This window comes from Peribacillus sp. NPDC076916, assembly GCF_050269675.1.
Classification (GTDB): Bacteria; Bacillota; Bacilli; order Bacillales; family DSM-1321; genus Peribacillus; species Peribacillus aracenensis.
Genome location: NZ_JBNNIU010000003.1, coordinates 113,263 through 139,517, shown reverse-complemented (window position 1 = coordinate 139,517; position 26,255 = coordinate 113,263). Strand labels below are relative to the sequence as shown.

General features: G+C 38.6%; 23 protein-coding genes and 1 pseudogene. 6 read left to right on the top strand and 18 right to left on the bottom strand.

Annotated elements, in window-relative coordinates:
- Positions 1-79 precede the first annotated feature (79 nt).
- From ACQKFG_RS10185 to ACQKFG_RS10170, 4 genes are all read right to left on the bottom strand, one after another.
- Complete coding sequence (locus tag ACQKFG_RS10185; RefSeq protein ID WP_192206414.1) at positions 80-496, bottom strand: VOC family protein; 417 nt, start codon at positions 494-496, stop codon at positions 80-82.
- A gap of 104 nt (positions 497-600) precedes the next feature.
- On the bottom strand, positions 601-1,092 hold the full coding sequence (locus tag ACQKFG_RS10180; protein WP_342614490.1) for a PTS sugar transporter subunit IIA: 492 nt from the start codon (positions 1,090-1,092) through the stop codon (positions 601-603).
- A gap of 69 nt (positions 1,093-1,161) precedes the next feature.
- Complete coding sequence (locus ACQKFG_RS10175) at positions 1,162-1,551, bottom strand: iron chaperone (protein ID WP_349727582.1); 390 nt, start codon at positions 1,549-1,551, stop codon at positions 1,162-1,164.
- A 407-nt stretch (positions 1,552-1,958) separates the two neighbouring features.
- A complete protein-coding gene (locus tag ACQKFG_RS10170) occupies positions 1,959-2,603 on the bottom strand; it encodes an alpha/beta family hydrolase (RefSeq protein WP_427558508.1) in 645 nt (214 codons plus the stop codon).
- Between the two features lie 206 nt (positions 2,604-2,809).
- Between ACQKFG_RS10170 and blaOXA the strand changes: the two genes are divergently transcribed.
- Positions 2,810-3,601: a class D beta-lactamase gene (blaOXA, locus tag ACQKFG_RS10165; RefSeq protein WP_427558505.1), complete on the top strand. Its 792-nt coding sequence runs from the start codon at positions 2,810-2,812 to the stop codon at positions 3,599-3,601.
- Between the two features lie 379 nt (positions 3,602-3,980).
- Here the strand turns inward: blaOXA and ppsA are convergent, their stop codons facing one another.
- Entirely contained in the window at positions 3,981-6,596 is a 2,616-nt protein-coding gene (gene ppsA, locus ACQKFG_RS10160) for a phosphoenolpyruvate synthase (protein WP_427558502.1), read from the bottom strand.
- Positions 6,597-7,593: 997 nt separating this feature from the next.
- Between ppsA and ACQKFG_RS10155 the strand changes: the two genes are divergently transcribed.
- On the top strand, positions 7,594-7,998 hold the full coding sequence (locus tag ACQKFG_RS10155) for a VOC family protein (RefSeq protein WP_192206420.1): 405 nt from the start codon (positions 7,594-7,596) through the stop codon (positions 7,996-7,998).
- A gap of 209 nt (positions 7,999-8,207) precedes the next feature.
- Here ACQKFG_RS10155 and ACQKFG_RS10150 read toward each other — a convergent pair whose 3' ends face one another.
- The gene (locus ACQKFG_RS10150) at positions 8,208-9,257 is read right to left on the bottom strand and encodes a threonine aldolase family protein (protein ID WP_427558499.1); all 1,050 of its coding nucleotides are present in this window, start codon (positions 9,255-9,257) and stop codon (positions 8,208-8,210) included.
- Positions 9,258-9,701, bottom strand: a complete 444-nt coding sequence (locus tag ACQKFG_RS10145) for a MarR family winged helix-turn-helix transcriptional regulator (protein WP_353872490.1) — start codon at positions 9,699-9,701, stop codon at positions 9,258-9,260.
- A gap of 359 nt (positions 9,702-10,060) precedes the next feature.
- Here ACQKFG_RS10145 and ACQKFG_RS10140 point away from each other — a divergent pair, with 359 nt between their 5' ends.
- A complete protein-coding gene (locus ACQKFG_RS10140) occupies positions 10,061-10,276 on the top strand; it encodes a hypothetical protein (RefSeq protein WP_353872491.1) in 216 nt (71 codons plus the stop codon).
- A 736-nt stretch (positions 10,277-11,012) separates the two neighbouring features.
- Here ACQKFG_RS10140 and ACQKFG_RS10135 read toward each other — a convergent pair.
- The 3 genes from ACQKFG_RS10135 to ACQKFG_RS10125 form a co-directional block, all read right to left on the bottom strand.
- Positions 11,013-11,420 (bottom strand): YbaN family protein, encoded by a 408-nt coding sequence (locus tag ACQKFG_RS10135; RefSeq protein ID WP_427558496.1) that lies wholly within the window; start codon positions 11,418-11,420, stop codon positions 11,013-11,015.
- Between the two features lie 141 nt (positions 11,421-11,561).
- A complete protein-coding gene (locus ACQKFG_RS10130) occupies positions 11,562-12,206 on the bottom strand; it encodes an MBL fold metallo-hydrolase (protein WP_349727574.1) in 645 nt (214 codons plus the stop codon).
- 213 nt (positions 12,207-12,419) lie between these two features.
- Positions 12,420-12,965, bottom strand: a complete 546-nt coding sequence (locus ACQKFG_RS10125; RefSeq protein ID WP_342614500.1) for a cupin domain-containing protein — start codon at positions 12,963-12,965, stop codon at positions 12,420-12,422.
- A 148-nt stretch (positions 12,966-13,113) separates the two neighbouring features.
- Between ACQKFG_RS10125 and ACQKFG_RS10120 the strand changes: the two genes are divergently transcribed.
- The gene (locus tag ACQKFG_RS10120) at positions 13,114-14,475 is read left to right on the top strand and encodes a D-serine ammonia-lyase (protein WP_427558491.1); all 1,362 of its coding nucleotides are present in this window, start codon (positions 13,114-13,116) and stop codon (positions 14,473-14,475) included.
- 599 nt (positions 14,476-15,074) lie between these two features.
- On the opposite strand, the gene map is transcribed toward ACQKFG_RS10120, so the two are convergent.
- From map to azlC, 3 genes are all read right to left on the bottom strand, one after another.
- Positions 15,075-15,815, bottom strand: coding sequence for a type I methionyl aminopeptidase (gene map / locus ACQKFG_RS10115; protein ID WP_427558488.1), 741 nt, complete (start codon positions 15,813-15,815; stop codon positions 15,075-15,077).
- Positions 15,816-16,249: 434 nt separating this feature from the next.
- Positions 16,250-16,582, bottom strand: coding sequence for a branched-chain amino acid transporter permease (locus ACQKFG_RS10110; protein ID WP_192206430.1), 333 nt, complete (start codon positions 16,580-16,582; stop codon positions 16,250-16,252).
- Entirely contained in the window at positions 16,579-17,334 is a 756-nt protein-coding gene (azlC, locus tag ACQKFG_RS10105; RefSeq protein WP_192206431.1) for an azaleucine resistance protein AzlC, read from the bottom strand. Before azlC ends, ACQKFG_RS10110 begins: the two co-directional genes overlap by 4 nt.
- Before the next feature lie 176 nt (positions 17,335-17,510).
- On the opposite strand from azlC, the gene ACQKFG_RS10100 reads away from it, so the two are divergent.
- Positions 17,511-18,899 (top strand): PLP-dependent aminotransferase family protein, encoded by a 1,389-nt coding sequence (locus tag ACQKFG_RS10100; RefSeq protein ID WP_427558484.1) that lies wholly within the window; start codon positions 17,511-17,513, stop codon positions 18,897-18,899.
- Positions 18,900-19,077: 178 nt separating this feature from the next.
- Here ACQKFG_RS10100 and ACQKFG_RS10095 read toward each other — a convergent pair.
- The 4 genes and pseudogenes from ACQKFG_RS10095 to ACQKFG_RS10080 form a co-directional block, all read right to left on the bottom strand.
- Positions 19,078-19,179, bottom strand: a pseudogene (locus ACQKFG_RS10095) (MBL fold metallo-hydrolase); the annotation flags it as partial.
- A gap of 622 nt (positions 19,180-19,801) precedes the next feature.
- Entirely contained in the window at positions 19,802-20,857 is a 1,056-nt protein-coding gene (locus ACQKFG_RS10090; protein WP_427558481.1) for a hypothetical protein, read from the bottom strand.
- A 71-nt stretch (positions 20,858-20,928) separates the two neighbouring features.
- The gene (locus ACQKFG_RS10085; RefSeq protein ID WP_427558478.1) at positions 20,929-21,387 is read right to left on the bottom strand and encodes a hypothetical protein; all 459 of its coding nucleotides are present in this window, start codon (positions 21,385-21,387) and stop codon (positions 20,929-20,931) included.
- A gap of 534 nt (positions 21,388-21,921) precedes the next feature.
- On the bottom strand, positions 21,922-22,371 hold the full coding sequence (locus ACQKFG_RS10080) for an NUDIX hydrolase (protein WP_369619501.1): 450 nt from the start codon (positions 22,369-22,371) through the stop codon (positions 21,922-21,924).
- 366 nt (positions 22,372-22,737) lie between these two features.
- Here ACQKFG_RS10080 and ACQKFG_RS10075 point away from each other — a divergent pair, with 366 nt between their 5' ends.
- Positions 22,738-22,905, top strand: a complete 168-nt coding sequence (locus ACQKFG_RS10075; RefSeq protein WP_427558475.1) for a hypothetical protein — start codon at positions 22,738-22,740, stop codon at positions 22,903-22,905.
- 152 nt (positions 22,906-23,057) lie between these two features.
- On the opposite strand, the gene ACQKFG_RS10070 is transcribed toward ACQKFG_RS10075, so the two are convergent.
- The gene (locus ACQKFG_RS10070; RefSeq protein ID WP_427558472.1) at positions 23,058-26,225 is read right to left on the bottom strand and encodes a bifunctional cytochrome P450/NADPH--P450 reductase; all 3,168 of its coding nucleotides are present in this window, start codon (positions 26,223-26,225) and stop codon (positions 23,058-23,060) included.
- Positions 26,226-26,255: the final 30 nt, after the last annotated feature.

The window sequence follows — 26,255 nt, the reverse complement described above, 5'->3', positions numbered from 1 at the left end:
ATCCTGCTGACCCGGATACGGCAAGGAGAATCAAAAAAAAGACACAGTCCTTCGGAAAGGACTGTGTCTTGCATTTAATTTAATTTTGATTAAATCCGCTTTCGTCCATGTAAAATACTTCCCAAGAATGCCCGTCGATATCCAAAAAACTCCAACCGTACATGAAACCATGATCAATGGCTTCATTGAAAGGCTTTCCGCCAGCATCCAGTGCCCTATTCACGATTTCATCGACTTCTTCCTTACTTTTAACGGACAGGGCGACGATGGCTTCCGTACTCGCTGCTGAATTCGGGATTTCCTTCTTCGTAAACGTTTTAAAGTAATCTTCCACCAATAACATGACATATATGGACTCGCTGATAACCATGCATGTTGCATTTTCATTGGTCATTTGCTCGTTAAACTCAAAGCCGACCTTTGTGAAAAATTCTACTGAGGCATCCAAATCTTTAACAGGCAAGTTTACAAAAATCTTTTCCGCTTGAACTCCCATCCAATTCACCCTCGCTTGATTTATTTGTTCACTCACCTACTATTCGCTGCATTTTTCGATTATCCTGCTTGCAGCATAAAAGGAGAGATCACCATAAAGTCTTCCTACTTCAAATAAACACTCATAATTTGTGTTTCGTTTATATTCGCTTGGGTGCTATTTGTTTTTTCCAATTTTTCAACTAGCTCGCCATTCGTGACAACAATTGGAGTTACGATGCTTGGAGCTTTGGATTTTATCAGATCGATATCAAATGTAACAAGCTTGTCTCCTGCTTTTACATTTTGCCCTTCTGCGACATGGACTTCAAATCCCTCACCATTAAGGTTAACTGTTTCCAATCCAATATGAATCAACAATTCAATGCCATGCTTTGTGCGGAGGCCAAGTGCATGTTTAGTATGAAAAACCTGGATTACTTCTGCATCGATTGGAGATACGACCAACCCCTCCTCAGGAAGTATCGCTATTCCGTCCCCCATCATTTTACCGGAAAACACCGGATCTGGAACATCTTCAATATTTATTACTTGTCCATTAATAGGAGCAAGCAGCTGTTCCACACTTTCTTTTTTACTGAATAATTTTTTGAACATACTATTTCCACCCTTCACTTTCGGTCCTGAATCTCACGAATATTTGACGAATTCTGATAATCGTTCATATTATTTTTTCTTTTTTGATTTGCCTTCTGCTTTTTTCTTTTTGTTCTCTTCCACTCTAAATATAACCATCTCGGTTATTAATTCATAAGGAATTGGCTTGTTTAGCGGAAACTGAACGGCCCCTTTTGAACATTTATATTCCGTTAGAGCAGATTCAAACGCAGAGATCGCGCTAGGAGTCGGATAGAATCCTATATGTTTTTTATAGGCAGCGAAATGTACCAGATTTCCATATAAAACAAAGGTAGGCATTTGATAGCTTATCTTTTCTTCCGCATCCGGTGCTGCATCCTTTATGACTTTTCTCAACGTTAGCAGTATCTCCTGAACTTCTTCGGGAAATTGTATAATATATTCATCAATTGAATGAAATGTATTGGTTCCTTCCATGGTTTCTTCTTTCTAAAACCAAATGATTAGTCATCAATACCTTTAATATAACATTTTATCCTTCCACTATCATGTTCCGTTACCTTTAAGGGAAAGGGACCCGGGCACTCGCGGCTAATTCCGCCAGTTTTCCCTAGTACAAATCATATGATTGGAGATTAAAAAGATAGTTGGATACTATCAGTGAATTCAGGGGTTTTGGATTTTTTGTATTTAACGGCATTATTGGATTGATAATAGAATGGGGTTGACAATGATTTCGAACAATCACCTGCGTATATGGGCGACCAGCTTATTCAAATATTGAATTTTCACACGCCGAAATTCTATCTAAAAGACCGCTGACCCCCACATAACTTCATTGATTTTCTTTTTTTCCTTGCCTTCCCCTTTTAATCGCGATTGTCCTATCCTTTTATAAACTCTTCCATTCTATTCATTACACCTTCTAGCACGGTAATCGACCTCGAGGCATTCAAAGGTTCCATATCCAAGGAATGGTTTGCTTGCGGGATTTTATCGATGCTTATGTTCGTTTTATTTTCAATCGCTTGAATTTTATCTGGAATATAATGATGATCTTTTTCTCCTATAACTATATGTGCTGAATGATTGCTGCTCAATAATCCATCAAAAATCGAATCGAACTTCAATAGGGGCGTAAGCAAAATCACTTTGGCTTTCATAAACCGCTCACTTTTCATAATTCCGCTGATGATGGGGATGGTGCCAAGTGATTTACCTAAAAACACTGTTCCTTGATATTCACGGTTTTGAAGTACTTCTGTAATGACGGAATTTATATCATTAACGATCACTTTTGTTATATCTACCAATGGATGCTTGAAAATATCCTGGTCGTAAGCGTAATGAATATGCACGACATCATACTGATTTTGAAGCATCACCATCGTCGAATAATAGAATAACGGCTTCTCATACGTGTATCCCGCACCTGAAAACATAAAACACACGGCTGGACTTCCGTTTTCAATATGTGTGTATGTAATTTCTTTTTCATTACTATTTACTTTTCTTTGGTTAATCTTCATGATAAATTCCTCCCTTTATCCATTCTGGCATTTGCTCTATACATTCATTAGCCACCCGCTGCATTCCTCCTTGACTGATACTAACTAGATAGAATCCAAGAATTGGGTTTCGTTTTTTATCGGGAATAGGTATACTTTAGCTACCAACCTATTTTATGGAAATTATTCTGATGATGTATCAATCCAGCCTTAAAGGAGAGTGTGTAATGAAAATCAAAACGTTATGTTTCATTCTTGTCCTGCTAGTCACTGGTTCCATGGGTACGATTCAAGCAAGTGCAAACGATCAAAAGGTGAAAGAACTGGATATCGGGGAGTCTTTCGATGGTGCGGAAGGCACGATGGTTCTCCAAAACTTAAAAAATGATAAAGTATATATCTATAACAAACAGAGAAGTAAAGTACGCTACACCCCAGAATCAACATTCAAAGTCGCGAATGCATTAATCGGTCTACAGACAAAAGCGGTGAGCGATGAGTATGAAGTGAAGCGCTGGGATGGCGTAATCAGGGAATTTGAGGATTGGAACAGAGATCATACGCTGGCTTCAGCCATGAGGCATTCCGTGATCTGGTATTATCAAGCAATGGCCCGCGATATCGGGGCGGAAAACATGCAGAAATATGTGAACCTGATCAATTACGGCAATCGTGATATCTCCGGTGGTATCGATCAGTTCTGGCTCGACAGCAGCATAAAGATTTCTGCCCGGGAACAAGTCCAATTCATCGAAAACCTTGTAGAGGAAAAACTGCCTATCGATAAGCAGCATATGAGAACCGTAAAGAGAATCATGATCAATGAAGAGGCAGACTCATATGTCCTCCATGGAAAAACCGGTACACGCCTTTCTGATATGGGATTGGGCTGGTATGTGGGTTACATCGAAACGGACAAAGGCAAATGGGCCTTCGCAACGAACATGGACGGCAGCGGAAGCAAAGCCAAAACGATTACACTTGATGCCCTGAAAGAGTTGGATATCATAAAGGAATAATAGTTCACGCATGCTCAAAATTCTTGGGCATGCGTTTTGCTTTGTCTTAAAGATATCTAAAAAGTTGATTGGAACGGAATGTACGAGACTCCTGCGGGGAAAGCGAGTGCCCTACGTTCCAACGCAGGCTTTGTGACTTGCTGAGAGAGTGCGCCCAACACCAAAGGCTATCGCGAGTAAATGGAAACAAATTTTTTCCAGGATGGTTCCCCTCCAAGAGATTCGAACAAGCTGAAATAGCTTCACTTGAATAGATAACTGCGCATTTACGACGTTATTAAAATCGAAATATAAAAAAGCCCCATTTCCCGGTGTTGCAGGCGGGAAATGGGGCTTTGGTGAAAGCGAAAGTTCTTCTTTTATATTTACATGTAATGAATTATATTATTTCGATATACCCTTCTGTTCCATGCACGCGGATTCGTTGACCGTCTCTTATGATCTTGGTGGCATTTTCCACCCCAACAACCGCCGGTAAGCCATATTCACGCGCTATTACTGCTCCATGAGTCATCAGTCCACCAACCTCGGTAACTAGACCTTTTACGGAAACAAACAATGGTGTCCAGCTAGGGTCGGTAAATGGGGTGACCAATATATCTCCCTCTTCTAAATCCGCATCTTCCATGTTTAAGATGACACGTGCCCTTCCCTCAATAACTCCGGAAGAAACAGGTAGACCTACAATAGCTTCTGCTGGGAGATTTTCTCGTTTGTACTCACCCACAATGATTTCACCATCAGACGTGATAACACGTGGCGGAGTTAGTTTTTCATATAATTTGTACTCTGCTTTACGTTTGCTGATGATCTGGTAATCCAATTGATTTGTGCGTACGACTTCGTGAAGTTCTTCAAAAGTGAGGTAGTATATATCTTCTTTTTCACGAATGACTTTGGCTTGTAAGAGTTGTTCGGCTTCTTTCAGTAAAGCCTGCTTATAAACGAAGTAGCGATTAACCATGCCGTATTTTGGATATTCCCGATAACCGATGAAATTCCGGATTAAACTGATCATTCGTTTTGTTTCTTTGGCTTTTTGTTCGCCATCCGGTAATTGCTTCAATCGTTCTAATAACTCTTGTTCTTTTTTCAAAGCTTCCTGTCGCCCTTGCTCAAATTTCCGATTGCTGGCATTAGGCTCAAAGTTTTTGATATTGCTGAGAATCATAGGGATGAGTGTAGATGGTTTTTCGCTCCAACGAGTTTTAGTAATATCGATTTCTCCGGTACATCGCATTCCGTATTTGCGGAGATAATCATGGATAGCGTCTTGGGTTTCCTGTCCACCATCAAACTTAACCAGTTCATCCAAAAAGTTATCATCTTTTACATGTTGTAAATAATCAATTACTTCTGGATAAGGACGAATCACATCTGCGATATCCAATAGCGCCAGACCCATTTCCGAAGTAATATTGTTTGGTACAGATTGAGAAATCGTATCTGCTGCGTTTTTTTCACCTAACCACTTGTTCATTTTTTCATTGATCCATGATGAAGCATCCATAGCAGCCATAAACACAGCTGAACTTTGTGGGTCAAATAAAATCTTCTTTAATATCTGGATATCTTCCAGAATAAAATCAAATAAATCCGATCCTGATTTCGTTTGGATGTTTTGTTTTAATTCTTCTATCGATGTTTGATTGCTCTTAATCAAATCAGAAACGATTGTCGGGTCGCTTTCGATTTGTGCCCTAGAATCCGCAGACGACACACTTTTATTGCTTTTACCGGAACCCTGCCCTTCCTTATCATTTGGTAAAGATTTTATGAAATCTCCTCGCTCTATTATGGTAATGAGTGCGGCTTTCATGAGCGGGTCGTGTTGTCCCATGCCATCTAATAACATTTTTCTGCTGTCAGGTGAAGCCAGCATATGTGTGACATCAACAAATAACCTTCCACCCGCTTTACGCATAGGTGCATTAGTCGTTAACAGGAAAAAGGACAACCCCAGCGGTTTCATGGAATCGGTCATCATTTGTTGATGACCAACAGATACATACACGTGATTCTCCTGATCATTTGCTTCAGGAATGGGATGCAAAGTAGTGATTGGCCGGCTCTGGACAATATAAAATGTATCGTCAACCAAACACCATTCGATATCTTGCGGGCAGCCAAAGTAAGCTTCGATCTGTCTTCCTGTGCGTGCTAGTTGTAATATTTGTTGTTCAGTAAGTGTTTGAATCTTTTGCCGATCGGGATCGATCTGCTGGGTCTCTGTTCCGCCTTCTTTTAGTCCATGGATAGCCAATTTTTTGATTGCTATCCTCTTATTGACGATTTTCTCTTCTTGCACTTTATAGTTATCGGCAGTGACCAAACCTGAGACCAATGCTTCTCCAAGTCCAAAACTCGCATCGATCGATAGCAGCTTTCGGTTAGAAGTAATCGGATCAGCGGTAAATAAAATCCCTGAAGCCTGTGGGAAGACCATCCTTTGAACGATAACGGATAAATAAACTTGACTGTGGTCAAATCCATTTTGCATACGGTAAATTACCGCGCGATCCGTAAACAGGGAAGCCCAACATTTGCTGATATGCTGCATGATGGCATCGACGCCGATGATATTTAAATAGGTGTCTTGTTGACCAGCAAAAGAGGCATGTGGCAAATCCTCAGCAGTCGCACTAGAACGCACTGCATAAGCATGTTCATCACCAAACAGGGAGAGATGGTGAGCAACAGCCTTCACTACATAGGAAGGAATTTCTACTTCCATGATGATTTTCCGAATCTTCCTGCTGATCTCTCCAATTCGATCTCGGTCCTCTACTTTTAGCCGTGATAGTTGATCCACCAATGCGCAGAAGGCCTCGTTTTGTTCAAGGGCTTTTTGAAAACCTTCTGTCGTAACACAAAATCCTTCTGGTACTTGTATTCCCTGAATCTTCGATAGTTCCCCTAAATTCGCTCCTTTTCCTCCGGCGAGTAAAAGTTGCGTTTTATCGATCTCCCGAAACTCTAATACATATGGTTTCATTTCTTTCCCTCCCATTTATCGCTCAATACCAAGACAAATCATTCTCTGATCAACCAATTGCGCGGCACGTTCTTTCATGCTCCTGGTGAAGTTCCATATTCATCAAACACTCCTTAAAAAAATAAAAATAGGGGTTGACTGAAAAGAACTTTGTAGAGTATAATTAAAATAGGGGTAATTTATACAAAAATCACACAAAGTTGTGTAACTATATAAATTTACCACAGTTTTTCTTTATTATCAATGATTAAAGGAAGAAAAATTCCACAAGACAATTGACTACAAAAAATGATATCCAAATAGACGATCATTTTTGGTTAACGTCAGAAAAATGCCGATTTACAATGATAATGAATTCAAATATTAAAAAGCCCAATTTCTATATAAAGAAATCGGGCTTTTTTCGTTCCCCCATTAAAGCGCCCTTTAATAAGGCTGTTTTCGCATACTTTGTTGCTATTTACCAAGTAAAGCGGTGTGGTTATACTCGCTTTCAGCGGGGCGGGCAGTGAGCCTCCTCGGCGTAAACGCCTGTGAGGTCTCACCTGTCCCGCTGCTCCCGCAGGGGTCTCGCACTTGCGCTCCAATCAACCGTAAATCGTTTAGTTTTTAAAAACAACAATCTTTACGAAAAGAGCCTTTAATAAAACCAATGAAGAAACTAGTTATCTCGAATATACCTAGAATAGCAAGCGGAGGTGAATCGGTCTTTTCTATTTCCATGATGGTTATCTTGTTTTGTTGTACTAAATGAACGCTTAACCTTTTTCCAGGATCGCACCCGATTGTAGAAGATGATTATAAGTTTTGCTGATCACATTCCAATTATGGAAACCATTTCACCATGTTGCACGAGGAGAATAAAACAATGTTATTTTTGTACATAATGATACAGGTGTAAGTTTTAGAAGTTCCCGCTTGAAAAAAGAACTTATGTTCGTGTATACTTTAGCAGTTATCACTATGGAATCCAATTTTAATTCAAAGGGGAATGAAAATGATTAAACCGTATTTAATGTTTAACAGAGAATGTGAAGAGGCTTTCAAACTTTATATGGAGGCATTTGGCGGGGAACTTATTGCGATGCAAAAATATAGTGAGCTCCCTTCAAGTCCAGACTTTCCTGTTAAAGAGAGTGATAAAGACCTTGTTCTATACTCACAATTAAGAATAACAGAAGATGGATTTATTATGGGTTCTGATTCAAAACGCGAATTGAATGATAGTGATAAAGTGGTTGTAAGCGTGGAACTTAACTCGGAGGAAAAAGCCAGAAAGGCATGGAACCTATTAAAAGAAGATGGATCAATACATATGGATCTTCATGAAACATTCTTTGCGAAACTTCACGGTTCGCTGAAGGATAAATTTGGTATTTCATGGATGTTTACTGTCAACTAAATTGAATCAATGGCCAAAAGACAACCCGTTATATGACTGGTTGTTTTTTATTATTCGGATCACAAACCTCATTTAAAAATCACTCAACAACCTGGCATTACCTCCATAAAAAAAGAGCTGCCGATGCAGCTCCCTTATTGAAGTTAATTCCCTTGTATCCCCATACATTTCAATACAAAAAACTAAACTCATTTATTATTCTATTCGTGTCACTTTTTTTCTCTTTTTATTGCCTTGATATCCTCTACCAGCATGTCAACATGTTCTTTTTTCGTAGCCCAACTGGTGCAAAATCTCACAGCACTGTGTACAGCATCGACCTTTTCCCAGAAGGAGAATGAATACTTTTTGCCTAATTCCAAAACTACATTTTCAGGCAAAATGGGAAACTGCTGATTTGATGTGGAATCATATCGTAATGAAAATCCATTTTCAACAAAAGCTTCTCGAATCATCATTGACAGTTCGACGGCATGATTGGAAATTTCATAGTATAAGCCATCTTCAAATAAGGTTTCAAACTGGATCCCCAATAGTCTCCCTTTAGCCAGTAATCCTCCCTTTTGCTTGATAAAATACCGGAAATCCTTTTTCAGGGCATCATTCATGATAACAGCCGCTTCACCAAACATTGCACCAACTTTCGTTCCCCCTATATAGAACACATCACATAGCCTTGCAACATCTGCCAAGGTTAAATCGCTGTCTTTTGAAGCCAAACCATATCCTAATCTAGCTCCATCCAATACCAATGGCAAACCACATTCCCGGCAAACTTTACTTAATGCTTCCAATTCTGTTTTACTATAAGTCGTTCCATTTTCCGTAGGGTTAGAAATGTAAACCAAGCCTGGCTGTACCATATGCTCATGAGTCACATCATTCCAGTGAGTATCATATAATTCTTTCACCTGTTCAGCTTGAATTTTCCCATCATCACTCGGCAAGGTAAGTACTTTATGACCAGTGGCTTCAATTGCTCCTGTTTCATGTATCGCGATATGCCCGGTAATTGCAGCAACTGCACCTTGATGCGGCCGCAAAATTGAAGCGATGATGGTTGTATTCGTTTGTGTTCCCCCTACTAAAAAGTGTATATCTGCATTCGCCGCATCACACTCTTTTCGAATGTAAGCTCTCGCTTTTTCACAGTGCTCATCCACTCCATATCCGGGTGTTTGTTCTTCATTGGTTTCTATTAATCGTTTCAGAATTCGCTCATGAGCACCTTCTGTATAATCATTTTCAAAGCGTATCATCTATATTCTCCCCAAACTATCCAGTTTCTTCTGAATGAACATCATAGAAGCATGGATTTCTTTTATTTCATTTTGTGATAATCCTTGGAATAACCTCACTATTTGTTCATCAGATCTTTCATTAAGCTGGTTAAAAAGAGTCATCCCTTCAGGGGTCAACCGAATCAAACTAGTCCTGTTATCCAAGGTCGAGTTTTCCTTCATGACCAGTCCATCTTTACTCAGCTTGCTAATAATTCTGCTCATATAGCTGCGATCAATTTCCAGCTTATCAACCAAATTGCTTGCTATACACTGCTCCATCAAACCGATTTCTAAAATTACCCGTGCCTCAGTGAAAGAATACCCGGTATCCAAAATATGCTTATCCAATACACCAAGAATATTCGTATAAAATCTATTGAACTGCCGTATATCAGCCATGGTATTTTTACTTATATTCATTGTTGACTTCCTTTTTTAGTGGACTTTATCCACTAATACTTTATTGTAATTAGTGGACTTTGTCAACATTTTCATAAATTTTGAAGAATCAATCGATCCACTAGTTTAACCAATTTCAAAAAATTCACTTTTAGCTTGAAATTGATTTAGGTTTTTTAGGGTGAATTTTTATTCTCAAGGAAGTTACAATGATTCAATTAGAAATAATTGTAAAATACCTCCCTCTATTGTTGTAAAAAGGGAATCCTTTGATTCATAACTTTAATCTATAAAATTAGAGAGTTATCGAACACGGGATGAGTTAAGGTGCATAATATAGGATTATGATATTTAACTATATTTCGAAAGGATGTAATATTGTGTATCCTCCTTACACTAACCCACAGCATCTCAAACAAGAAACATTATCACAGGTTGGCCCTTGGGTACAGTATGGTTTAAACGAAGCTCAAAAAACATCGATCCCTCATGCAATGATGGAAATTGCAGCTATAGCCTATCTGATGGGTAAAGGATATGATCCAAGGATGGCGCATCAAATGGTCGAATCATGGGAAGTTAATGAAATGTTTTAATTGCTGTAGCTTTAAAATAAAGATTAATCAAAATGTCCTCTTTCCCCCATATTAGCGTAAAAAAAATCCATTTTGAAAAGGATTGATCAAAATGGATTTTCTTCTGATTCAGTTTTTTTGATTATTTTTGTGAGTCTTTATGAACTACCCACCCGTTAGTTGCATAAGACATTCTGATTTTAGCTTCCGATTTAAAATTCAACTTAAGCTTTTAAGACTTTGAATGCTTCCCGAACTTTTCGAGCAAATTCACTACATAAATCCCTTTTTGAGTCCTTCCCCATCAAATTCACTCCTTATAATAAAACCATTTGCACCCTCGTAATCTGGTTTTATTGTATGCGGGTGGGTTATTTAAGATTGGGCAAATAAATGGAAATAACAAGCCTCATTGGGTCCATTCATAAAAACACCAAGGAAAGATTTTTTTTGACTTACCCTGCCCTTTAGGGTAGGGGAAATATGCTTAGAATATGCTTTACGCGAAATACTTGCCGGTAACCTCGTGCCTATCAAGCTAAGAAAACAATCCAGCCCAAAAAATTTCATTCGGGGGTAATTATGGAGTTTTAACTTGATGGTTATGTGACAATACCTCCTTAAGGGTACTTTTTACATTCAAAAGGCCGCCAAATGGCAGCCTTCTTATCAAGAATGCATTGATTCCCCCCCTGCCCCGTTGATTTCATAGGAAAGGAGCTGCCGAAGCAACTCCCTTATTGAAGTAAGGACCCGTTCAAAAAGCTCTTTGTTTTGTATTGTTCGGGTCGATTGTCTTAATTTTTTTAATGAAATAATAATGTTTGTAGAGGGCGAGTGCTATCAATAAGATTTGCACTAATAGGATGTCCACATAAAATACAGAAATTACGATGAAGAAATCGGCAATTAAATTGATTTTGATTTTCTCTTTCCGAGTCATACCTTTTTTTTGCAGGAATGCTTCAACGTATTTTTCATATAATGAGGTGCTTTTGAACCAGTTTTCAATCTTCTTGGAACTTTTAGCAAAGCAAAAAGCAGCAAATAAGTAAAACGGACCGCCCGGCAGAACTGGTAACACAGTTCCTGCAATACCTATCAAAAGAGATATGGAACCAAGAAGAAAAAATAGGATACTTTTTACTTTTTTAATTGTAATCACCTTTTTATTTATATTCTATCTCCTTATAACATAAAGAGGAAGTTTAATTGATTCAGCATCAATGATTAGTATCTTCCCTTTTTCTTTTCGAACTAACCTGTCCCTTTATAATGAATAAAGGAAACAGGATTTCTTATCCATTCATTCATACAGCATGGTTACGACCCCAGCATATTCTGACAAATTTTCTTTGGAAATATCCAATGTCTCAACTTCGGTTGTTCGCTGTCCGGAAATCTGAAGAAACTTATCTACCTTTGAAAACATCAGGCCAACGACTGACAATGCCTTCGTTCTATAGTGCATGGGAATTGTAATGGTAGATTTCAATTGACGCATCACTTGAGCAGCTTCTATTGCACTAATCGTGAATGTACCTCCTACAGGAATGATGAGAATGTCCACTTTTCCAATTTCATTTACTTGTTCTTCTGATAATATATGCCCTAAATCTCCACAGTGACAGATAGTTAGCCCGTCCATTTGGAAACGATATAAAATATTGGGGCCTCTCTTCTCGCCATTTACCTTGTCATGAAATGTCTTAAATCCACTAATTCTTACATCTTCGCGGATGTATTCCTTCGGCTCATTAACAAGCAAGTATTCACCTGTTGCAGCTTCAATCTTATTGTGATCGAAATGATTATGTGTAACGGCCACTATATCAGGTTCAACACTCGGCATACGATAACGGATGAAACGATGATATGGATCAATAAGAATTTTGGTTCCACTTTCGGATGTTAGTAAAAAGGCAGAATGTCCAAACCATTTTATTTTCATAATAAAATTCTCCTCACTATGCAATTGATTCAAAAGTATTAAAATCAAGCAACTTTTAAGGAAGCCCCGGACCTACAGTTCAATATTTATCCATTTATTATAATGCCATTATTCATGAAATAGTCCTTCTATACCTGAACTCCCCCTTTAGTTCCATAAGAAAAGCGATCCTCATTAAAGAATCGCGCCCAATTGTGAAAGAAAATTTTTTTATTAAAACGCAGGCGGGGTAACTGAAAATAATACAGCTGCATTCTGACTAAAATTATTTTCCCATTTATGTTTGAAATTTGCCGGTATTTTCACACTATCACCAGCTTCCAATATATATTCTTCGTCACCTAAGTACAGCTTGATTTTCCCTTCCAAAATATATGCCACTTCCTCTCCCCTATGTTCTATAGGGCTTTCTGACGAGGAGATATTTGGAGGAACTTTCATAATCGCTGTTGCTAGATTACCCGTAAAATCAGGTGACAATAATTCATAGGACAAATGATCAATGATCATTTTCTTACGTTTACTGGACCTAACGATTAAATCCTCCGTAATTGTTTCTTCAAGAAAAAAACTAAATGTTGGAACATTCAAGGTTTTAGCTAAGACCTTTAGGGTTTGAATAGAAGGATTCGCCAAACCCCGTTCAATCTGGCTTAACATTGAAGGTGTAATTTCAGCTAATTTTGCTAACTCTCTACTACTCAATCCTTTAGCTTTTCTATACTTTTCAACTTTCTTGCCAATATCTATATTTTCCATTACTGATACTCCTTAACGACATATTAAATCACACTTAAATAAAGTTAATATAGATTAACATTGAGATAATTGTGTGTTAAACTGTATTAAATTTTATTTAATTATAATTCACCAAACAACTTGTTACAAGAAAATGAGGAGGGTCCCAATGAAAGAGATTGAAAGCAAAGAATTACAATCATGGAAAGACAAATATCCTTTATTAAAGAAGCTCATATCGATGGATGAAGTATTTTGGCTCAATCCAAATGTCGAAAAATTTCAAACCGGAATTAAAAAGTCCCCCCTTACTCAAGAAGATGTAAGAGATGCAGAGGAAAGGTTGAAACGTTTTGCTCCATATATCGCCAAGGTTTTCCCTGAAACAAAAGGGACGAACGGTATCATAGAATCTCCTTTAGTGAGAATTCCTGCCATGAAACATTCCTTGGAACAGAATCATCAACAACCTATATTAGGAGAATTATTACTAAAATGTGATAGCCACCTTCCTATATCAGGATCCATCAAAGCAAGAGGCGGGATTTATGAAATTCTCAAACATGCGGAAGAATTAGCTTTCCAACATCAATTGTTAACCATTAAAGATGATTATTCGATATTGGATAGTGATAGATTCCGAACCCTTTTCTCAAAATATTCAATCGCAGTAGGCTCGACTGGAAATTTAGGACTTAGTATTGGCATCATCAGTGCAAAGTTAGGTTTTAATGTTTCCGTTCATATGTCAGCTGATGCAAAGCAGTGGAAAAAAGATTTGCTTAGAAGCAAAAATGTCAATGTCATTGAATATGAAGCTGATTATAGTAAAGCTGTAGAGGAAGGCCGTATCCAAGCGGATAGTGACCCGACATGTTATTTTGTGGATGACGAAAATTCCCACGACCTATTTTTAGGATATGCAGTGGCTGCATCTCGTTTGCAAAAGCAATTGGAAGAGCTAGAGATAATTGTAGATGAAAATCATCCTCTGTTTGTTTACCTTCCATGCGGAGTGGGAGGTGGTCCTGGAGGCGTAGCTTTTGGTTTGAAATTATTGTATCAAGACCATATTCATTGTTTCTTTGCAGAACCTACCCACTCGCCATGCATGCTACTCGGTTTAATGACTGGACTACATGATAAAGTTTCTGTACAAGATGTTGGCATCGATAATGTGACAGATGCGGATGGACTTGCTGTTGGAAGGCCATCCGGGTTTGTCGGTAAAACGATGGAACCCTTTTTAAGTGGCAATTATACGGTAAGCGATGAACAGTTGTATAAGTTGCTAAAGGAACTGGTCGATACAGAGGGAATCCATTTAGAACCTTCCGCACTAGCAGGCATGATAGGACCAAGTAAATTATGTAAAGAGGGAATCGATTATTTACAGAAGCATCATTTAACGGAAAAGATGAGCAATGGTACACATATTATTTGGGGGACTGGCGGAAGCATGGTTCCTGAAGAAATAATGAAGCAATATTATCAAAAAGGGTTGAAATTAGCATCAGAGAAACAGAAGTAATGTACGTGGCCATCAAACAATAAAGACTGTAGGCAAAAGGATTCTATCTAACTGTTAAAACAAGGTTGATTGGAACGGAAGGTTCGAGACTCCTGCGGGAAAAGCGCGTGCCCTATGTTCCAATCAACGTTCGAATTTCCCTCAAAAAAACTGTAATGCAGACTGCAGGAATGCTACCCTGCCCCTTTAGTTGCATAAGGAAAATCTGCCTATATGACAGATCTGATTAACTGTCATTGCACCTGAACGTTTGATGGAGTGTCAGAAAATCCTCAGCGGGAATAAAACTAAAGACCATAAATAAATTTCTGAAAGCTATTAATGGTTATTTGAATAAGAACCTAATATTACTCCAATTGGGTTCAGAACAAATGTTAACATCCCATAAGATTCTTCCATAGAAACAATTCCACAGAGTAAAAGTGTAACAGATAGCCAAAAGCAAATCTTTGTTTTTTCGTATTCCAACGCCTTTCAAAACAACAATGCCCTACCTTAACATATTTTCCAAATAATTCCCTGCCCTTTAACTCCATAAGAAAAAGAGTTGCTAAAGCAACTCCCTTATTCAAGTGCTGGTTCACCGATCGAAATTTGAATTAAAGTGTGACAATAATCGGACCATTTTTAGTAAGGATAATCGTATGTTCCACTTGAGCTACATAGCTTTTTTCCGTAGCATAAGTCCAACCGTCATCTTCTTGCAATACTTCTTCTTCAAAGGTTGAGATAAATGGTTCGAATGCGATAACCATCCCTTCCTTTAATATATCATTATCCCATGGATCATAATAATTACAAATATGGTCAGGTGCTTCGTGTATTCTACGTCCAACACCATGGCCTGTAAGGTTTTTGATAACAGTGAATCCATGCTGTCTCGCTGTTTCGAATACTGCTTTTCCGATTCTGCTTTTTTTGGAACCGGGTTTTGCTTTCTTAAGACCTGCTTCAAATGCCTTTTTAGCAACGTCGCATAATTTCGTTAATACTTCTTCTCCTTCTCCTACTACAAAGGAGATTCCTGTATCTGCAAAATAACCGTTCTTTGAAGCAGATACATCTATATTCACTAGATCCCCTTCATGAATAACCCGATGACCCGGAATACCATGTGCCACTTCTTCATTAGTACTAATGCAAGTATAGCCAGGAAAATCATATTCACCTTTCGGAGCTGAAACTGCACCCGCCTTTTCTAAAAGTTCTCCGGCTACATCATCAAGTTCCTTGGTCGTAATCCCCGGAATTGTTCTTTGTACCAATTCATCTCTAATCGAGGCAACAATTTTGCCAATTTCCTTCAAACCATTAAAATCCTCTTCTGTTTTTGCAATCATTTATTCCTACCTCATTATAATTTATAGTCTAAAATCCATAAGCTAAATAAGTATTAATTGTACCTTTATTTTCTCGAAAAATAAAAGCGATGTAAATGATTCTCTACAATACCTTTTTTCGCAAGATTACCATTAGTTTACCATAACTAATTCCAAGAACGTTCCATTATTGAAAATTCCTTTACTAAAGCCCAATTGTTGAACAAAAGTCAAACAGCCCCCTTAAGCTCTATAAAAAAATCTGTATTGAGGACAGCTCTGAACAATAACCATTGCAATAAAATAATGATCCTTACGGTATGACACTGCCTCCATCGTCTAATCGATAAAATCCTGTCATTTCCGTTGCACGAACCACCATCTTGTCTCCGGGTTTAGCTGATTCAATAAACTGGAGTGTTGTGACGGTGTTTGATGTGCTGATTATTATCCATTTAAAAAACCAATTGAACCAACATCATGTAGACAATCGTTCCCCCCGCTATGGAAAGGAGCATCATTTTCTTCCAAATGTGAAGCAGAGCAACTACCGCTATCGCCATAAATTCAGGGAGGCCATGACTTCCGGATTGTAAGCTCACATCCTTTAAACAATAAATGACCAAAAGCCCAATTACCGCAGATGGCAGTATTTTACCGAGATACTGTACATACTTCGGTGTGGGTTTACCTGATGGAAAAACGATGAATGGAAGAAACCTTGTAAGCATCGTGCCTAGAACAACCATTGCTATTGTAATGATTTGCTGTGTTAAATCCATTGTCATACGGTCTTGACCTCAACTTTCTCTAATGGCTTTCTAAGTAGGGTGAGTACCCCCAAAATTGAAAACATGGCAGGGATGATGAAATTGCTTCCGCCAAAAATAATAAGACAGACCGCTGACAGTCCAAGCCCTGCGAGAGCACTATGATGGTTTTTCTCTTTCATCCATTGTTCAATGAAAATGACTACAAAGAGGGCCGTCATTACAAAATCTAGTCCTTCTGTGTTGAACTTGACAAGGGATCCAAAAATGCCGCCAATCGTCGCTCCTATCACCCAATAGGAATGATTGAGCAGTGTCACGAAGAACATGAACCAGCCCTTGTCTACATTCTTCGGAACATCAACGGTACAATTGATGGAAAAAGACTCATCACAAAGCCCAAAAATCAGATACAGCTTTTTCCTCCCGGTCCCCCCATACTTATCCAGCATGGAAATGCCATAAAACAAATGCCGTGCATTCACCATTAATGTTAGAAAAAGGGCGTTAATCGGATTGAATGCGACAAGCAGTAAATTGGCTGCAACAAACTCCATTGATCCTGCAAATATTGTCAGACTCATCAATATCGGGTAAATCGCACTGAAACCTAATGAATTCATAAAGATCCCATAAGCGATGCCTAGAAATAAAAAGCCTGCAAAAATGGGCATTGTGTACGGAAAGGCTGCACGAAATGCAGGTAGCATTTGAGTTCTTTTCTTCATATATTTCACATCCTGATGGCTAAATTTATTTAAACGTAACATACAAAATCCGTACAAAAAACAAGTTAATTGTATGGATTACAATTTAAACAAAATACCCCCATTTCATTAAAATGGGGGTATTGATAGATATCCTTATATATATCATCCCGTTTCATGATTAGAATTCCATACAAAAAATGATATGATTGTATGGAATAAGTTAGTAGAGGTGAAACATGCCAGTAAATTCATTTGACAATTATCCAATGTCCTGGAAACCTGATAAGAAAGCATTAAAGCGTCCTTTTTATAAATCCCTTGCATCATTACTTGAACAAGATATAACAAATGGTTTTTTAGCACCTGGAACGAAGTTGCCTCCGCAACGAGAATTGGCAGATTTTCTTGATTTAAACTTCACCACGATTACCCGTTCCTACAAAATATGCGAGGTAAAGGGATTAATATATGCGGTTACGGGAAGCGGAACCTTTGTGGCTCCCAACGCCACTCGTTCCATAACCATTTCCGTGGATAAAACGGCAAACAGCATTGACCTTGGTTTCGTGGCTTCTTTTGAGCAAACCAATGATATTGTATCAGAAACTATTCAAAAAACTGTGAACAAAAGTTATTTGGAGCAGCTGCTGAATTACAACGACCCGACTGGTATTCCACATCAAAAAACAGCAGCCCTAAACTGGATGGAATCTTTCGGCATTCACGCGGATCAAGAGCATATGGCCATCGTTTCCGGTGCCCAAAATGCATTAGCAGTTGCCTTGGCTGCCTTGTTTGAGCCCGGCAATAGAATTGCAACCGACTTATACACCTATTCGAACTTCATCGAGTTGGCAAAGATGTTCCATATTAAGTTAGTTCCCATTCCCGGTGACCAGTTTGGCATGCTGCCAGACGAACTTGAAAAGCAGTGTTGTCAAATAAATATTAACGGCATTTTTCTGATGCCCTCTTGCAACAATCCAACCACAATCATGATGTCAGATATTCGAAAGCAAGAAATAGCGGCGGTCATCCGCAAGCATCGTTTAATTTTGATTGAGGATGATATCCATGCATTTCTGACGGCAGGGATTATCCCCGATTACCGGCAGCCTATGTACCACTTGCTTCCAGAACAGTGCGTTTATATTTGCGGCACCTCTAAGTCCATATGTTCTGGGTTAAGGGTTGCCTATATGGTCTATGGGGATGCTTTGCGCGATAAAATTTCCCAGGCCATTTTCAACATAAATGTAAAGACCTCTTCTTTTGATGCAGAGGTTATCACAGAGCTTATCCTATCAGGAAAGGCTCATGAAATTGTTTTTCAAAAGAAACAGCTTGCCAAGACTGCAAATGATATTTATTCGGAATATTTTCCTTTAAGAAAGGATGTTGGACATCCTCTCAGTCTATATCGCTGGCTTCCCATTCAAGGACATAACGATGCATTACAGCTGGAAACAGATCTGAAAAAGCGCGGCATTCGAGTTTTCCATTCCAATCGTTTCCAAAGCGGGCAGACCACCCCTGATATGCATTTGCGTATTGCACTATCTTCCACAAACTCATTTGATGAGTTAAAAATAGGATTAGACATATTAAAACAATATCTCAACTGAAAAAAATCGAAAAATCGAGTCTTTTACAAAACGTTCCAGTCGATTGGAACGGAAGGTACGGGACTCCTGCTTAGAAAAGCGCGTCCTAAGGAGACCCGACAGGCGCAAAGCGTGCCGAGGAGGCTCCCGGACGGCCCGCGGATAGTGGGTGCCTGAGTGGAAATCAAATTTTTTAATCCTATAAAGTGAATGTCCCACCATGATAACAATAGTAATTTTCAGCTTTGAGATCTTTAATCTTACTTAAAGACTGTTCTGCTTCCTCGACATTTAAACAGAATTATCGATTAATTCATCTACTAGTTTTCTATTATCTGATTTTTTTTATATGTATATCTACTCTAAGCTTTTTTGTATACTCTCTTAAATTGCAGGTAAAAAAAATATAACAAGTATAAGTAGTAAAACAGTCCATAAAAAAGAGAAATATATTTTTTGGGGTCTAGTTATAGTTTTAGATCCATATTTATTAACTATTGAAAGTATAAACCAATATATTAAAAATAAGAAATAATTGATTATTAAATATAAAATCCATCTCCATTTTTGAATCCATTCGTCTAAAGGAGTACCTACCACTAACACCATAAGTATAAAAATAGAAATAATAAAAATCAAACTACTAATTATATGCATCTTGTTCCAAATAGAATGGGATAATATAGTCGATTTTTTTTTGAATTGAAATATTGTTATTAAGTAAAAGCACCCAATAATTACTATAATAAATAAAATAGTCATATAAGCAGGTACTGGTAGACCAATTTGATTAGATGACATAGGGACTGATATATTTTTATTAAATATATCAGCTATGAACATAGAACTTATTAGCACAAATATTATTATAACTTGAAAAAAAGACCAACGAGAGATGATTATCCTCCTCCTAAAACCAAAAATTATTTTTTCTTATCATAAAATTCGATAACTCCTTGATAACTTGTAGAAAAAGGTTTCTTTTGTAAGTCTAAAGTTTTTAAGTCCGCTAGTATTTCTTTTTCACGATTATTAATAATAAAAATAAACTTCCTACTTTTATCTTCATACATTTCCTTTAGTTTATTAGGTTCTATATGAACAAAAGTTGGCTTATTTTCATCAATATCTATTTTTCCAGCTAATACAGAGGTATTTCCAAATTCATCAATTAAAAGTACATCTACCTTTGTTTTATAAGGAATTGCAGCTAATTTTATACCTTCAACTTCCTCCTCTGTGAGTAATTTATTATTTTTATCAACTAACTTTGATTCTTTATTATCACTGCCTATCCAAGTTGGAATTGGATAGAAATTTTGCTGATTTGACAATTCCTTTTGTTCCAAAGTAAAAGTTTGATCATTTATTAGCTGTTTATCCATTGAAATATTTTTACTCTGTACAAAGAAACGATAATTACTTAAACTACCTCCATTATAACGGTTCAAAGTACTTGTTTGATCAATAGGGAAGAATGTAAGTTCCTGCATTTCATCTACATCCCATTTAATATCAAGATTGATAGTAACTGATGAATATGGTGGGATATCATAAATCATTGCAGGTTTCCAACTACTAGAATCAGCTGTTTTGATTTGCGCGTTTTTATTTCCTTGTAAAAACAAAGTTTGTATGACCACTTTTTCCTTAGTGTTATTCTCATACTTTACTTTACCAGATATAAAGGATTTATTTTTGGGGATTTTTAAAAAGAGAAACTCTTCTCCTTGCACTTTTTCATATTGTATATATTCGTCATTAGGAATAAATGCTTTGACTTGAGTAAAAGGAGTACTGGATGTCGCAACTTTATCAGATTTATTTAGCAAATCCATGTCCTTAGAGACGATGGTACTCTTATTATTTGAAGTCAATTGTAGTATATCTTTTTCATCGTATAAATTAGTATCGGATGAATTAGAACATCCTGATATAATTAATAACAGTAATAAAATTAAAAACTGTATTTTTCGCATTAAAACAAACCTTTCTAAAAAAAATAGCGCTGCAATTACGCTACAGCGCTAATCAAATATTTTAATAGTTTTTAATAGGCATTACTCTTTGTTGTTCTTGCCTCATAAAGGACACCTGAATTAGTTGCAGTATGAATGGTTAAACCAGTATATACATTTGATGATGAGTTTCGACCTAAGGCTGCCTCAGATGTTGCTGTTAATTTACCAATAGCAATTTTTTTAGATCCATTTTTAGTAAGGGATAAATTAGCATTTCTAATACTTGTTGTAGCTGACACTACCGTAGAAATAATTTTCCCTTTTGTAGTACCTTCACTTGTAATGGTTTTTGTAGTAGGTGACAATGCCGTTTTTCCTGACGCTAAGTCTCCCCATTTAGATGCTCTTGCTGAATTTGAATTACTAGAAGCGCCAAAATCAACTGAATCATCAGACTCTTCTGTATTTTCCCGTGCGTCGTCCCAATTCACTTGATATTCTTCAGTTAATTGTTCATTTGTTTCTTCGGCCGAAGCATTTCCCGTCATTAAAAAATGGTGATACTCCTAATACTAATGCAAAACCTAAATTTGCAACCTTTTTCATTTTTACAAATCTCCTTTTCTATTATCTACCAAATACATGATATAGTATTTTAATATAGAAATCAAATTTTTCCATTTAAGGAATACAATTACCTGTTTTTTTTGCGATGCATGAAAACAATAACAATAAACTCTCCTCTAGGAATCAATGCACAAAAAAGAGTCCATTGTACCTAAGGTCTCTTTCATATTCTAAATTTAGCTTCTCGAAGAATCATTCGTAAGTGAAAAAAATAAAATTTTTCAATACGTTATGGGTTTCCTCTTCAGTAATCTCGATATAGCGAAGGGTGACAAAAGGATGAGATTGATGCAGAATTCGTTGGAACATGGCTATATCCTTCGTGGCTTTCTTAAAGTATGGTTGCCGACATGTTCCACGCCAGCAAACTCTGCCGCCTTATTTAGCTGCGAGAATACTTAACTTATTGGAAGGGATACTAGTTAGGCAGTATCCCTTTATAAGTAAGGCTGATTTCATGAAATATATGTCTGGCCATTTTTGTAAGTGAATGCATGGATTCCTTCTTTTTTCAATAAAACCGGCAAATACTGCGCGACCATCTCGGCAATTCCAAGATTAAGCGGATGAAGTATCCAATCAATGGATTTCCAATCAAGAATGCCTTCCCGCGTTTTTTTCGGTGTTTCATATAGTAAATCTGCATCTGCCATATACAAATATACATATATTCCATCCAATTCACCTTCTGGAGTTTCCCAGGTTACGGTTCCTTTAGAAAAAAAGGTCCCTACGTCTATGCCCGTTTCCTCATATACCTCACGTTGTGCACCTATATCAGGTGTTTCACCTTTCTCGATTTTGCCCCCCACCCCGTTCCAAACACCCATAATAGGAGCTTTCTCCCGGTTAAGCATGAGCAGTTCATCATTCTTCTTTACAAAACAAACCGTATACTTAAACATTATTCAAAGTGACCCCTTTATCGTTAATTAATGTACTTCATGGCTAGGCTGGTTAATAAGAGTGAAGCTAAAAAATACTTAACCCCTTTTTATAGGAAAGATCTTTACCTAAAAACATTGGCCTTTTTCACTTCTGCTGCCTCCAAAGTATTAACACATTCTCAAATTTTAACAATGAATAAAGAATCCGTAAACGCTCTCCGCAAATGTATGAATGCACTCCCCATTAATTCCAATACTACTATTTTTAGCGCATTTATTCGTGAAATTGAGCGATATTACCTGAGTTTGCGCTGTTTACTCGTGAATTTACACTGTTTACTCGTGAATTCACACTGTTTACTCGTGAGTTTGCGCTGTTTACTCGTGTATTCGCATTTTACTCGTGAATCTGCACTCTTTACTCGTGAATTCACACTGTTTACTCGTGAATTCACACTGTTTACTCGCGAATTCGCACTGTTTACTCGTGAATTTACGCTATTTACTCGTGAATTCACACTGTTTACTCGTGTATTCGCATTTTACTCGTGAATTCACACTGTTTACTCGTGAATTCGCACTGTTTACTCGTGAATTTACACTGTTTACTCGTGAATTCACGCTATTTACTCGTGAGTTTGCATTTTTATCATTTCATGCATAAAGAAAGCAGCGATTCCCTTAAGAATCGCTGCACCTCCTATTTATGCTCCTGCCCAAACATCTTTGGCATATCTGCCATTTTCCTCTAATGATTGCAGCCATACTGTGGCTTCTTCTTTCGATGTTTGATAGAAATGCATATAGCTTTCGATTAGTGTTCGTTCAACATCGGGTGCCATTTTGCTTCCGTCTCCGCAGATGTATAGGTGCCCGCCTTCTTTTAATAAAGGAAGGATGTCATGGGCGTTTTCCGCTAATCGGTTCTGGACATATGTTTTTTCTTGACCGGGACATCTGGAGTAAGCGGTGTGCAGTGTTACAAGGCCTTCTTGTTCGGCTTGCACGAGTTCTTCTTGATAGAGGAAATCGTGTTCCGGATTACGGCATCCAAAGTAAAGGTGAGCAGCCCCTAAAGTTTCACCTTTTTCTTTCAAAGCGCGGCGTGCCTGTATGAATCCCCTGAATGGCGCAATTCCTGTTCCAGGGCCAATCATGATGATTGGTTCTCCTGTTTTCTCTGGAAGTTGGAAGTTGGATTGCGGCGTATTGATAAAGCAGGCTATTTTGTCTCCTTGGGAGCGTTCTGCCAAATAATTCGATGCAATTCCTTTGTATTCCCCGTTCCCGCTCAAGGCTTCTCCACGGACGACGCTGACGGTGATGCTTGCTTCTCCTTCTTTGTGGAGTGGTGAGCTTGAGATAGAATAGTATCTTGCTTTTAAAGGTGGCAGTAAAGCCAGGAAACGTTCAAATGGGATTTCACATGCAGGATACTTTTCTATAAGGTCAAGCATGGTTATGCGCTTGTTCAGGATTTCTTGTTTATAGGTACTGTCCAAAAGAAGATCTTCAAGTTCTTTTACATGCGGAGGACATACCGTATGAGTGGCAAGCGCCCGAATTTGAGACCGGGTGGCGGGTTCTTGGAACTCCACATGGTTTGATAGTAACTCTTCTAGTTTTACCGGTTTTCCTGTAGGAAGATGGGCAGCTTTTCCGGAATCTCCAGTCAGATTCACGTAATCTTGACCGTTCAGGTTAAATCGACTGAGCACTCGCTCGACAAGTTCCGATGGATTTTGCGGAAGTACACCGAGATGATCGCCTTCCTGATAGTGTATTCCCTCTGGCAGAGTTAATTCTATATGCCGTGTGCTTCTTCCGCTATCTGCATGTTGTAATTCTACATTCCTTTTTACGATAGAAGTAAAAGCATGATGGGTGCGGGCAAGTGGTGTGCCGCTCACATCGCTTACGAAGTTCATTGTAATCGAGCTGACTGCCCGATCATTCCTATTCACTTCTATGTTCAGGCTTTTGGCAAGATTCGGCCAAAGGGCTTCTGTCCATTTCTCGTAATCCCCTTCAAAGTCATCGCTTGCATCTCCATAGCCTGTTTCCGACAGCCGCACTGCTCCTTTTTGTTCCAGCCGCTCATCAATGAGGATTGGAATGCGTTGGTACGTATTGGCCCAATTGCGGTCCCCGCAGCCGAAGATCGCATATTGAACACCATCCAATGTGTTACCCTTGCTTTCCTTCAGCCATGAAACGAAGTCACCTGCATTATCCGGTGGATTTCCATTATAAGATGCCGTGACTATAAGAACAGCTCCTTCTTGAGGAAGCCGATTGGTGTAATCATTTAACGGGGCAACCTTGGCATTGAAGCCTTGTCGCTTCCCTGTTTCGGCAAGGTCACGGGCAACCCCTTCCGCTGTTCCCATATTTGATCCAAACAGGACGAGTAATGGTGTCCCATGTGCTGATTCGCTTGGAGATACCGTGGCTCCTTTGTCCGCTGGCTTTGATTCTGGAGGAGCAGCGGTAAATGACATCGCCGGCTTCCTCGGTGAAACGCGCATGGTCAATCCGTCCGGTTTGAGTGTCAAAGTTTCTTTAACATCCAATTGATATTCTTCATGATCAATCAAGTCAAAGTGCTGTAAAACCATACCAAGCACCAGTGTCGCTTCATGAAGGGCAAACTGCTGTCCGATACAGGCGCGCTGCCCGTTTCCAAACGGTTTATAAGCATGATAAGGGATGGAATCCAAATCCTCGAACCGCTCTGGAATGAACGATTCAACATCATCACCCCAAACGGATGGATCACGGTGTAGTTCGGGAATGAGCAGCGAGAACACATCACCTTTCTTCACATTATATTTTCCGCCCAGCATGGTATCTTCTTTCGCATAAACGGAAAACGCCGGAGCTGTCGGCCACAGACGAAGCGTTTCATTCAGCACCATCCTTACATATTTCAGCTTTTTCACTTGTTTGTAATCAGGAACATCATCACCTAGCACTTCATCGACTTCCTGCTGCGCTTTTTTTAACTTATCTCTGTTATTCATGAGGAAATAGATGGCGAACGATAGGAGACCGCTCGTCGTTTCATGCCCAGCTATTAAAAAGGTAATGATTTGAAAGCGAATATTTTCATCATCAAGTGATACGCCCGTTTCGGGATCGACCCCTTTCAACATATGGGAAAGAAGGTCATCTTCTCCCTGATCACCATTTTGTTTTCGGTCAGCAATCATTTCATCCACTAGAGAGAACATATATTGAATGTCTTCCCTGAATTGTTTTTTAGATTTGATCATCAGTTTATCTTGGATGCCAAGCCGCTGCGTTTGGCTCATCGCTTCATCCAACGCACGCACCATACTGTTGACAAATGGATGGGTGGTCTCCCGATAAAAGCTGTTAAAACGATAATTGAACCCGCAGAGTCCGATCGTATCCAAGGTCAATCGTGTCATATCTTCAGGAACATCTATCCCATCAGCCGGATTCAGGCGGGCCCATTTTTGAATGAGTTGGGTAGCAAGATCCACCATTTTGGCATGATATCCCTTCATTGCTTGCTGGCTAAAGCTTGGCAGCAGGATGTTATGGGCCTTTTTCCAATTCGGCTCCGTCGTTTCACTTGTGAAAAGGCCATCGCCGCCAAATGCTCTCACTTTTTGCAGGGCTGGACCGACTTTCTTATCAAACCTTGTTTCATCACAAATTTCTTTTGCGAGGGCAGCACTGGATACGAATGTAGCGATTCGACCCGGAAATTGAAACTGAAAAACCGGCCCAAGTTCTCGTGCTAGCTTCATGAAGGACTGAAGCGGCTTATCCTTATCAATGATAGGCAGGCTGCCTAGGGGGCCATATGTCTTTGGCTGTGGAAACTGAGTTGTGTTTTCCATTTTATTAGCACCTCTTTACAATAGTTTAGA